General features: G+C 33.0%; 12 protein-coding genes. 10 read left to right on the forward strand and 2 right to left on the reverse strand.

What is annotated here, in order from left to right; genetic code table 11:
- The first annotated feature begins 3 nt into the window (after positions 1 to 3).
- Positions 4 to 1,284, forward strand: a complete 1,281-nt coding sequence (gene rodA, locus ITJ86_RS00750) for a rod shape-determining protein RodA (protein WP_195869690.1) — start codon at positions 4 to 6, stop codon at positions 1,282 to 1,284.
- A gap of 4 nt (positions 1,285 to 1,288) precedes the next feature.
- Positions 1,289 to 1,636 (forward strand): hypothetical protein, encoded by a 348-nt coding sequence (locus ITJ86_RS00755; RefSeq protein ID WP_195869691.1) that lies wholly within the window; start codon positions 1,289 to 1,291, stop codon positions 1,634 to 1,636.
- Positions 1,637 to 1,681: 45 nt separating this feature from the next.
- On the opposite strand, the gene ITJ86_RS00760 is transcribed toward ITJ86_RS00755, so the two are convergent.
- Entirely contained in the window at positions 1,682 to 4,312 is a 2,631-nt protein-coding gene (locus tag ITJ86_RS00760) for a valine--tRNA ligase (protein ID WP_195869692.1), read from the reverse strand.
- A 196-nt stretch (positions 4,313 to 4,508) separates the two neighbouring features.
- Here ITJ86_RS00760 and ITJ86_RS00765 point away from each other — a divergent pair, with 196 nt between their 5' ends.
- The 5 genes from ITJ86_RS00765 (at position 4,509) to ITJ86_RS00785 (ending at position 8,788) form a co-directional block, all read left to right on the forward strand.
- Positions 4,509 to 4,934, forward strand: a complete 426-nt coding sequence (locus tag ITJ86_RS00765; protein WP_195869693.1) for a DUF1573 domain-containing protein — start codon at positions 4,509 to 4,511, stop codon at positions 4,932 to 4,934.
- 118 nt (positions 4,935 to 5,052) lie between these two features.
- Positions 5,053 to 6,243 carry a pyridoxal phosphate-dependent aminotransferase gene (locus tag ITJ86_RS00770; protein WP_195869694.1) on the forward strand — a complete coding sequence of 397 codons (1,191 nt, stop codon included), beginning with the start codon at positions 5,053 to 5,055 and terminating at the stop codon, positions 6,241 to 6,243.
- Entirely contained in the window at positions 6,243 to 7,256 is a 1,014-nt protein-coding gene (murB, locus tag ITJ86_RS00775) for a UDP-N-acetylmuramate dehydrogenase (protein WP_195869695.1), read from the forward strand. The genes ITJ86_RS00770 and murB overlap by 1 nt, the downstream gene beginning before the upstream one ends.
- Before the next feature lie 195 nt (positions 7,257 to 7,451).
- Entirely contained in the window at positions 7,452 to 7,985 is a 534-nt protein-coding gene (locus ITJ86_RS00780; protein ID WP_195869696.1) for an RNA polymerase sigma factor, read from the forward strand.
- Between the two features lie 11 nt (positions 7,986 to 7,996).
- Positions 7,997 to 8,788, forward strand: a complete 792-nt coding sequence (locus ITJ86_RS00785; RefSeq protein ID WP_195869697.1) for an RNA polymerase subunit sigma-70 — start codon at positions 7,997 to 7,999, stop codon at positions 8,786 to 8,788.
- 72 nt (positions 8,789 to 8,860) lie between these two features.
- Here the strand turns inward: ITJ86_RS00785 and aqpZ are convergent, their stop codons facing one another.
- Positions 8,861 to 9,547 carry an aquaporin Z gene (aqpZ, locus tag ITJ86_RS00790; RefSeq protein ID WP_195869698.1) on the reverse strand — a complete coding sequence of 229 codons (687 nt, stop codon included), beginning with the start codon at positions 9,545 to 9,547 and terminating at the stop codon, positions 8,861 to 8,863.
- Between the two features lie 213 nt (positions 9,548 to 9,760).
- On the opposite strand from aqpZ, the gene ITJ86_RS00795 reads away from it, so the two are divergent.
- Genes ITJ86_RS00795 through ITJ86_RS00805 form a run of 3 tightly spaced genes read left to right on the forward strand, consistent with a single transcriptional unit; the run spans position 9,761 to position 11,619 of the window.
- On the forward strand, positions 9,761 to 9,964 hold the full coding sequence (locus tag ITJ86_RS00795) for a membrane or secreted protein (protein ID WP_178983597.1): 204 nt from the start codon (positions 9,761 to 9,763) through the stop codon (positions 9,962 to 9,964).
- A gap of 6 nt (positions 9,965 to 9,970) precedes the next feature.
- Positions 9,971 to 11,083, forward strand: a complete 1,113-nt coding sequence (locus ITJ86_RS00800; RefSeq protein WP_195869699.1) for a glycosyltransferase — start codon at positions 9,971 to 9,973, stop codon at positions 11,081 to 11,083.
- Positions 11,074 to 11,619 (forward strand): RNA polymerase sigma factor, encoded by a 546-nt coding sequence (locus ITJ86_RS00805; RefSeq protein ID WP_195869700.1) that lies wholly within the window; start codon positions 11,074 to 11,076, stop codon positions 11,617 to 11,619. The genes ITJ86_RS00800 and ITJ86_RS00805 overlap by 10 nt, the downstream gene beginning before the upstream one ends.
- The last annotated feature ends 62 nt before the right edge of the window (positions 11,620 to 11,681 follow it).

Raw genomic sequence — 11,681 nt, forward strand, 5'->3', positions numbered from 1 at the left:
TTCATGTTAAGAGAAAACCAAAGACATTTTAAGTTTGATTGGATTACCATCATTCTATTTTTACTATTACTTGCTTTTGGGTACCTTAATATTTTATCGGCTTCTCATGTTGGAGAAATTACCAGTTATTTTGATACGAGTCAACTCTACGGTAAGCACCTCATATTTATTGGTCTAACCTTCTTACTTATTGTGATAATTCTTTCCTTAGAAGCTAAGTTTTACGAACAGTTTGCCAGTATAATTTACATCATCGCCATGTTGTCCTTAATTGGCTTATTTATCTTTGGAAAGGATGTTAATGGAGCACGCTCATGGTATGGTATTGGTAGCATGACCATACAACCTAGTGAATTTGCTAAGTTTGCCACTGCATTAGCGGTAGCTAGATATATTAGTGACTTACAAACTAACATGACAACCATTAAAGATCAGCTTAAGGTTGCCCCTATTATTCTTATTCCTGCCATACTTATTTTACTTCAAAATGATGCCGGAAGTACCATTGTTTATTTAGCATTTTTCTTTGTTTTTTATCGTGAAGGCTTACAACAAGTATACTTAATTATCGCTTTATCCCTAATTGTATTAGCCGTTTTAGCACTAAAATTTGGCATAATTATAACAGCCATTGTGGCTACTATAATTCTTACGAGTCTCTATTTTATTAGAAAGAAAAAAAGAGGTTCCATCATACAGTATATTGTTATACTTCTAGTCTCTTTAGCATTCTCTTACGGTGTAAAGTTGTTTTATGAACATGGCTTAAAAGCACATCAGCAGAATAGAATTAGTCTTTGGTTGCGATTAGAAAAAGATCCAGCCAAACTAGAACGTATGAAAAAAGCAGAAGCTTATAACCTTATTCAATCTGAACAAGCTATTAGTTCTGGTGGTTTTTCAGGAAAAGGCTTTTTACAAGGCACGAGGACCACAGGTAAGTTTGTACCCGAACAACATACCGATTATATCTTTAGTACTGTAGGTGAGGAATGGGGATTTTTAGGCACGAGCTTTGTGGTAATCATTTTTGTACTCCTCATTCTTAGGGTTTTATACTTAGCTGAAGGTCAAAAGTCACAGTTTAGTCGTGTGTATGGTTATGGAGTTGCGTCTATTCTATTTGTGCATTTTACGATAAATATTGGAATGGTTATGGGCTTAATCCCAACAGTTGGTATCCCACTACCCTTCTTTAGTTATGGTGGCTCCGGACTTTGGGGCTTTACTATTTTGCTGTTTATTTTTGTGAAGCTAGATAGTAATAAGATTAATGAGTGGTAGATGTATGAAACTTGATGAACCAATTACAAAACCATTCTTCTTTGTACTCTTTGGATTAATTGTTTTGGGTTCTCTTATTTTTCAACTAAATGCTTATTATGAAAAGACAGAAATAAAAAAACATAAAATAGAAGTCATTGGTAAAGTGATAGACCAATATCGAAACAGCAAATCAGCGAGACATATTAGATATGAATACACTTTTGAAGGTAGAACATACGAAGACACAAAAGCACTTGGTAATAATTCTAAAAATTATTTAAATAAATATTTTAAAGTCAATATTTCTGAAGCAAAGCCAGACTTTAGTATTATTTTGCTAGATGAAGAAATTATTATACCAGCAAACTAAAACCTACTAGGTTTTAAAAACCTAGTAGGTTTGGAATTAAATATTCTACTTCAAACTTGTTAAACTCGCTTGAATTGTTTCAATCTTAGCTAAGGCATCTGCTTCTTTTTTCTTTTCAGCAGCTACAACTTGCTCCGGTGCTCCTGCTACGAAACGCTCGTTAGACAATTTCTTTTGAACTGATTTTAAGAACCCTTCTGTATATTTTAATTCTTCCGTTAGTTTTGTAATCTCAGCCTCAACATCTATACTACCTTCCATCGGAATAAAATACTCATTCGATTTTACGCGATAGGTTAAAGCACCTTCTACAGGTTCCTTCACATAATCAAAGCTTTCTAAGTTACCTAGTTTAGCAATTACAGCATCAAACGTAGTAGATGCATTTTCGTTATTAACCACTGAAAATCCAATGGCATCCTTAAACGCTATGTTCTTTTGTTTTCTAATGTTTCTAATTCCTGAAATTACCTCTGATGCAAAATCAAACTCTGATATTAATGTGGTATTAATCGGTTTTGCTTCTGGCCACTTTGCAACAATTAAGGCATCTTCTGGAGAACGCTCTTTAATATATTGCCATATATCTTCCGTTAAGAAGGGCATAAAAGGGTGAACTATTTTTAAATTATCTTCAAAAATAGACATCACTTTCTCATAGGTTGTTCTATCTATAGGTTGTTGATAAGCCGGTTTTACCATTTCTAACATCCAACCACAAAAATCATCGTAAATCAACTTGTAAATTGACATTAGTGCATCACTTAGTCTGTATTTACTAAAATGATCTTCTATTTCTACCAGTACAGACTGAAATTTAGCTTCGTACCATTCTAAAGCAATCTTACTAGAGTTTGGTTGTTCAATATCTGCTACCTCCCAAAGATTCGTTAACTGAAAAGCATTCCATATTTTATGACCAAAACCTTTACCTTGTTGACATAAGGCTTCATCAAACATTAAATCGTTTCCGGCAGCAGAACTTAATAGTAACCCTACTCGTACTCCATCCGCTGTATATTCTTCAATAAGTTTTAAAGCATCGGGTGAATTACCAAGAGATTTAGACATTTTTCGTCTTTGCTTATCTCTAACTAACCCTGTTAAATACACATTTTCAAAAGGCCTTTCGTCTTTATATTCATAACCAGCAATAATCATTCGCGCTACCCAGAAAAATAAAATATCTGGTCCAGTTACTAAATCGTTTGTTGGATAATAATATTTTATTTCTTCATTTTCAGGGTTTCTAATACCATCGAACACGCTCATTGGCCATAGCCATGAACTAAACCAAGTATCTAGTGCGTCTGTGTCTTGAGTTAAGTCTGAAGCTTGAAGCTCGGAGTTAGAAGTTTTTACTCTTGCAAGCTTAATCGCTTCCTCAATACTTTCTGCAACCACAAAATCTTCTTTCCCATCGCCATAGAAATACGCAGGAATTTGTTGTCCCCAAAGTAACTGACGTGAGATATTCCAATCGCGAATATTCTCCATCCAATGTCTGTACGTATTTTCAAATTTCTTAGGAAACAATTTTACATCACCTGTTTTTAAAACGGCATCAATAGCTGGTTTGGCTAAATCTTCCATTTTTAAGAACCATTGGTCGCTTAATCTCGGTTCGATTACTGCTTTTGTACGTTCAGAAGTTCCGACTTTATTAACGTGGCTCTCAGTTTTAACCAAAATACCAGCTTCTTCTAATTCTTTAACGATTCCTTTTCTTACGACAAAACGATCTTGACCTTCGTAATGCATTCCGAAACTATTCAAACTCGCATCAGCATTAAAAATATCAACCACTTCTAGTTGGTGTCTATCCCCTAAAACTTTATCATTTTCATCGTGAGCAGGAGTTACTTTAAGACAACCAGTTCCAAATTCAATATCGACATACTCATCTTCAATAATAGGAATAACACGTCCACAAATAGGAACAATCGCTTTTTTACCTTTTAAATGCGTGAATCGTTCATCATTTGGGTTGATACAAATCGCTGTATCACCAAAAATGGTTTCTGGTCGTGTAGTTGCTATGGTTAATTTTTCATCGCTTCCTTCAACTTTATATTCTAAATAATATAATAAGCCTTGTTTTTCTACATGAATGACTTCCTCGTCTGATAAGGTCGTTTTAGCTTCAGGATCCCAGTTAACCATTCGGTAACCTCTATAAATAAGGCCTTTGTTATATAAATCTACAAATACCTTTATTACCGCTTCAGACATATCGTCATCCATTGTAAACTTCGTACGATCCCAATCACAAGAACAGCCTAATTTTTTAAGTTGCTCTAAGATGACTCCTCCATATTCATCAGTCCATTCCCATGCATGCTCTAAAAATTCTGCACGCGACAAATCATTTTTATCAATACCTTGTTCCTTCAACTTGGCAACAACCTTAGCTTCTGTGGCAATTGAAGCATGATCCGTACCAGGAACCCAACACGCATTTTTACCCAATAAACGTGCACGACGAATTAAAACATCTTGAATCGTGTTATTCAACATATGTCCCATGTGTAACACTCCAGTTACATTTGGTGGAGGAATTACAATGGTGTATGGTTCTCTTTCGTCTGGTGTAGAGTGAAAATAATTGTGCTGCATCCAGTAGTTGTACCATTTATTTTCAACTGAAGATGCATTATATTTAGATGGAATTTCCATATTTTGGTATTGTTTTTGTAATACTTAGATTATAACGAGCAAAAGTACTTATAATTCCTTTTTCGAAAAATTATTAGTGTAAGAATGTGAGGTAATAAGCCAAAATTTCTGTTAAATGGAGTGTATTACATCTAATAAATTTTGATTGAAAGGAAAAAGTAAGTAGTTTTGAATTATCAATTTTAAAAATAAAATGATGAAAAATTTAATAGCAGTATTATTTGTAGGACTAATGAGCGTTGGTGCTTTTGCACAAGAGAAAGTTGCAAAAATAGAGTTTAAGACAGATGTTATAGACTACGGTACCATTGAAAAAGGTGCTGATGGAGTAAGAACATTTGAGTTTACCAATACAGGTGATGCTCCTTTGGTTATCTCTAATGTAAAATCGACTTGCGGTTGTACAGTACCTAAAAAACCTAAAGGACCAATTATGCCAGGTGAAACAGGGGAAATCGAAGTAAAATACGACACAAAAAGAGTCAACCCTATTAGAAAGACAATTACTGTTTTTTCTAATGCTGAAACACCAACAGTAGCATTAAAAATAAAAGGATTAGTAGTTGACCCTAATAAGACTAGTGTTTTAGAAAAGAAAAGTAAAAGTATGCTTGAGCAATAATCTAGTATATTAATAATAGATAAAAGATGAGCTTTCAATTTGAGAGCTCATTTTTTTATGTATTTTTTCTATTAACCTTAAGAATTTTCAGAACTTAGCAATTTAAAACTAATACCACATGCCAACAATATCAAACAAAGGCATCCAGATGCCAGAATCACCAATTAGAAAATTGGTTCCTTACGCAGAAGAAGCTCAAAAAAAAGGAAAAAACATTTACTACCTAAACATAGGTCAACCAGATATAAAAACTCCGCAAGTAGCTCTCGATGCTATTAAAAATGCAACTATAGAAACATTAGCATATAGTAGATCTGAAGGTTCTGAAAGCTACAGAATAAAAATTGCAGATTATTACAAACGCAATTCTATTTCGGTTTCGCATGACGACATTATTGTAACCACAGGAGGAAGTGAAGCTCTTTTATTTGCTTTTGGTAGCATTATGGACGTCGGTGACGAAGTTATAATTCCTGAGCCTTTTTATGCTAATTACAATGGGTTTTCAACAGCTTCTGGTGTGAATGTTGTGCCTGTAATTTCTAAAATTGAAGATAATTTTGCACTGCCTCCAATTGATGAGTTTGAAAAATTAATAACGCCAAAAACAAAGGCTATTTTAATTTGTAATCCAGGTAATCCAACTGGATATTTATATTCTAAGGAAGAAATAAAACAACTTGCTGCTATAGTTAAAAAGCACGATTTATTTTTAATAGCTGACGAAGTTTATAGAGAGTTTGTTTACGATGGCATTGAACATTATTCTGTTCTCCAAGAGCCAGGATTAGAAGAACACGCTATAGTTATTGATTCCGTATCGAAACGTTATAGTATGTGTGGTGCACGTATTGGTTATTTAGTATCGAAAAATAAAGACTTCATAAAAACAGCTTTAAAATTTGCTCAAGCAAGATTGAGTCCACCGACTTTAGCACAAATTGCAAGCGAAGCTGCTTTAGACACGCCTCAAAGTTATTTTGATGATGTAAAAGAAGAATATGTAAAACGTAGAAACACAGTAATTTCGGCCTTAGAAAAAATTGAAGGTGTAAAAGTCGCTAAACCTAATGGAGCGTTTTACTGTATTGCAGAATTACCGGTTAAAAACTCTGATAATTTTGCAAAGTGGCTATTAGAATCCTTTGATGATAACGGCAATACCGTAATGGTAGCTCCTGCTGCTGGGTTTTATTCTACTCCTGGTGTTGGACTCAACCAAATACGAATCGCTTATGTGTTAAATAATGAGAGTTTAACAATTGCCGTAAATATTCTAGAAAAAGCATTAAAGGCATATAAAGACTAATGACTATTATTAACAATGCTTCTCTAAAGTCGTTTAACACTTTTGGTATCGATGCTAAGGCGCAGTCTTATTGTGATATTAACGACCTTGACACGCTTTATAATGTTTTAAAAAAGCATTACAAAACGCCATTATTTGTTTTAGGTGGAGGAAGCAATATGTTATTAACTAAAGATATTGAAGCCTTGGTGCTTCATATTAACCTAAAAGGCATAGAAATCGTTAGTGACACTGATAACTCAGTTATTATTAAAGCAATGGCTGGTGAAAACTGGCATAATTTTGTCCTTTGGTGTTTGGAACACAATTATGGAGGTATTGAAAATTTATCTTTAATTCCTGGTAATATAGGTACAGCTCCTATTCAAAATATTGGGGCATATGGAGTTGAGCTTAAAGATGTTTTTGTGAGTTGTGAAGCCATAAAAATCGATGATCAGTCCGTAAAAACATTTACAAATTCTGATTGCAACTTTGGCTATAGAGAGTCTATTTTTAAACAAGGCTTAAAAAATCAATACATCATTACAAGTGTTAACCTTAAACTTACCAAGACCAAACATCAATTACACACGGATTATGGTGTTATAAGAAACGAATTAGATGCTAATAGTATAAAAGCACCAACGATTCAAGACGTTTCAAATGCTGTAATTGCTATTAGACAAAGTAAACTGCCAGACCCAAATGAGATTGGTAATAGTGGTAGTTTTTTTAAAAACCCTATTATTTCGGCTGAAGAATTTAGTGAATTAGAATGCAATTTTCCAGATGTGCCTTCTTATAAAATATCAGATGAAGCTATAAAAGTACCTGCAGGATGGCTTATTGAAAAAGCTGGATTTAAAGGAAAGCGATTTAATGATTATGGTGTCCACAATAAACAAGCCTTAGTTTTAGTTAATTACGGCAATGCCAGCGGGAAGGAAATTTTTGACTTAGCACAATTAATTCAAAAAACAGTAAAACGAATATTTAATATTAGAATAGAAACTGAAGTAAATATTATATAAAGCAAAAGTCACAATTTTGAATTGTGACTTTTGAATTTAGAATAATTCTTTTGAAAATGCTATTAATCAACCTCTTATGAAGAAAAAATCATTCTAATAGTATATATTAAGCACCTATATGGTGTATTTAAGTATATTTACGTTCAGAAACCTGATTTAGACTATTTAACCTACAAAAAACAATACTTTAACACTTTGAGTATAACACCTACAGAAAAAAAAATCATTGAATATCTCCAACAAGGAGATAAACGCGCTTTGAATTTGCTTTATGACAATTATTCCAATAGTCTTTATGGTGTTATTTTAAAAATAACAGTGAATGAAGAAGTTGCACAAGACGCGTTACAAGAAACCTTTGTAAAAGTGTGGAAAAACGCTTCAAAGTACGATGCTTCCAAAGCTAAACTCTTTACTTGGTTATTTCGTATTGCTAGAAATACAGCCATTGATAAACTGCGTAGTTTTAATAACCGATACCATAAAGAAGTCCAAATTGACACTTCTAACGTATATATATTACCAACAACAAACTTTAACCAAGATGTCATGGACATCAAAGAACATGTTGGGAGACTAGAAGAAAAATATCAAATTGTGTTAGATGCCTTGTTTTTTCAAGGGATGACGCAACAAGAAGCCAGCGACGAATTAGATATTCCACTTGGCACAGTTAAGTCTAGATTAAAAATAGGATTAAGAGAACTGAAAAAGGTTTACAATCCATAAATTATTTGATCATGGAAAAAAAATTACAACACTTTTTAAATTCTGACCTACTTAATAAGTATTTGGTTGGAGACATTTCTTTGGAAGAATCCAAAGAAGTAGAACACTTCATTTCTAAGTATCCAGAAGCAGCTCAGGCTTATGAAAAGCTTCAAGATAATTTAGAGATTATTGCAAAAGCAGGTGCTGTAGATGTACCAAAGAATAGTTTAGAAGACATTTTAGACGCCTTAGAAGAAACAAATGACACTAAAGTAATTCAGTTAGTACAAGACAGAAAAACACCTTGGTACAGTATTGCAGCAAGTGCAGCAGCTATTTTATTTGCAGCGACTTCGTTTATGCTCTATCAAAAAAACATTGAATTGAATAGCGAAAACAATGTTGTAGTTGATGAGATTTATGACTTACGCAGCGATATTGAAAATAACAATTCAAAATTAGATGAATTATCTAGAGAGTTGCTAAAACTCAACAATCCAGATTCTAAGAAGTATGTTATTAACGGTAACGATCGTGCTAAGAATCTTAAAACGGTAGCCTACATTAACCCTATTGAGAAAACCTCTATGATTGATGTAATTACTTTACCTCAATTACCAAAAGAGCAGGAGTACCAAATTTGGGCTGAGTTGCAAGATAGAATGGTTAATCTAGGTATTTTAGATGAATCTGACCGTAAGTTAAAGCAGATCCCTTATATGGAAGATGCATTAGCACTTAGTATTAAAATTGGCAAAAAAGACAATGCCAAAGAAAATGACACAGAAGTTGCTGAAATTTCATTAAAAGATAAGCAATAAGGTAATTACCATAAAAAAAAGAGGCACAGTTTAAACTGTGCCTCTTTTTTTATACTTGAAATTTAAAAAAGTTTACTCTTTTTCAAAAAATGATTTATGGATAATACCACCAATAACAGCACCCACTATAGGAGCTACCCAAAACAACCATACTTGAGACATATACGCTCCTTCTGCAAATATAGCCTGACTTAATGATCTTGCCGGATTTACAGATGTATTTGTAATAGGAATACTAATTAAGTGAATTAAGGTTAAGGCTAATCCAATAGCAATAGGAGCGAAACCTTTAGGAGCTCTAACGTTTGTACTACCTAAAATAACAATTAAAAAGAATGCCGTTAAAACCACTTCAGCGACTAATGCAGACATCATACTAAATCCTCCTGGCGACAAATTATCATAGCCATTAGCAGCAAATCCTCCTACTCCATTAAAATCTGCTTTACCAGAAACTATAAGATATAGCACACCTGCAGCTGCAACAGCTCCAATAACTTGAGCAATAATATATCCCAATAAATCTTTAGCTTCAAACTTTCCTCCAGCCCAAAGCCCAATAGATACAGCCGGATTAAAATGACCACCTGAAATGTGACCTACAGCAAAAGCCATTGTTAATACTGTAAGACCAAATGCCAAAGCAACTCCTAGAAATCCAATTCCTAATTCAGGAAATCCTGCAGCAAAAATTGCACTACCACAACCTCCAAATACAAGCCAAAACGTTCCGAAGAACTCTGCGAATAATTTTTTCATAATTCTTAAATTAATTAGTTAGTAAAAATATGTATTAGCAGTATGACACATAATCAACAAGTTAAGTCACATCGAAATGAGTAAGAAAATAAATGTAAAAGCACTATCTTTGCATTCCATTTAAGTGAAACATCTTAACATTCAATACTTGTTTACTAAAGGAATTGTTATAGATGTTCCATCTGGCAATTAAAAAATAACAGACAAAAACAGATGAAATTACTACTACTTACATTAGGATTATTAGCTCTTGCAGTGGCCGGAATAGCCATTAAAATATGGGCAAAAAAAGACGGTAAATTTGCAGGTACTTGTGCAAGCCAAAACCCTATGCTTAATAAAGAAGGTGAAGCTTGTGGGTTTTGCGGAAAATCACCAGAAGAATATAAAGACTGTAGCGAACCTCAACATTCATAAGCATTAATGGTATTTCCCTCAATGCTATTTTATGCATTTATTGCAGTTGTTAGTATTCAAATAACATATTACCTTAGTTTTCTATTTTCTTTTAGTATTAAACGTGCCGAAACACGACTAAAAAAGCACATCCCAATATCTATAATTATCTGTGCTAAAAATGAATCTGAGAATCTAAAGAAAAATATTCCGTCCATATTAAGCCAAGCTTATTCAAATTTCGAAATTGTTTTAGTCAACGATAGTTCGTACGACGACACATTAGAAACAATGAAATCTTTTGATGCGGAAAACACCAACATTAAACTTGTTGATGTAAAATCTAATGAAGCTTTTTGGGGAAATAAAAAATACGCACTTACTTTAGGCATAAAAGCTTCTAAACATGATTTTTTAGTGTTTACAGATGCCGATTGTTCACCGAATTCTGATCAATGGTTGGCACAAATAAGCAGTCATTTTTCAAATGAAAATTCTATTGTTTTAGGTTATGGAGCTTATTCTAAAAAGAAGTTTTCAATCTTAAATAAGCTTATAAGATTTGAAACTGTAATGACAGCCTTACAGTATTTCTCCTATACCAAAATGGGAATACCATATATGGGAGTTGGTCGTAATATGGCTTATAGAAAAGAGTTGTTTTTCAATAATAATGGTTTTAACAACCATATGTCTATCAAATCTGGTGATGATGATTTATTTATAAATGAAGTCGCAAATGCGTCTAACACATCAATTTGTTTTACAAATGACAGTTTTACAATTTCAGAACCGAAAACATCTTTTAAAGCATGGATTCTTCAAAAACGAAGACATATTAGTACCGCTAAATTTTACAAATTAAAGCATCAATATTTATTAGGGCTATTTTATATTACCAATTTACTATTTTGGATTTTAGGTAGTTCTTTACTAATTATAGGGTTTTCATGGCCTTGGATTGTTGCATTAATTAGTTTACGCTTTATAATTCAATGGTTATGCTTTGGGTTTACCGCAAAAAAGTTTAAAGAATCAGACCTCATTCTATTTATGCCAATTTTAGAATTATTTCTCATTACTACACAATTAAGTATCTTTATAGCTAATCTGATATCTAAGCCAAAGCATTGGAAGTAAAAGAAGCCATAAATAAAGCGAAAAACAATAATCAAATAGCATTCAATTTTTTGCTAGACACATATTGGAGTGATGTTTATGCGTTTCAACTTAAACGTACCATGAATGAAAATGATGCTGAAGACATTACCATACAGACATTTTCTAAAGCATTCGATAAGATTGACACCTATAATGACGCTTATAAGTTTAAAACATGGTTGATTACTATTTCAAAAAATATTCATATTGATCTAGTTAGAAAACAGAAAAACACAATTAACAACACCTCTAAGGACAACGAATACCGTTATTTAGATATTGTTGACAATTCACCTACACCTGAAGATAAGATTATCACTGAGCAAAACCTTGCAAATCTTTTACGTGACATCAAAAAATTAAAACCACATTATCAGGAAATTATTAATTTACGGTATTTTCAAGAATTGAGTTACAAAGAAATATCTATTGAGCTTAACGAGCCCATTAACAACGTGAAAGTAAAACTTTTGAGAGCCAAGAAATTATTAGCCGAAATTATAGTTAAAAGCTAATGTCTTCAACTTTCAAAAACTAGGTCTCCGTTTATTATTTGCCGCTGTTGTAATTGGTGTTT

It is taken from the genome of Winogradskyella marina (genome assembly GCF_015645385.1).
GTDB classification, from domain to species: Bacteria; Bacteroidota; Bacteroidia; order Flavobacteriales; family Flavobacteriaceae; genus Winogradskyella; species Winogradskyella marina.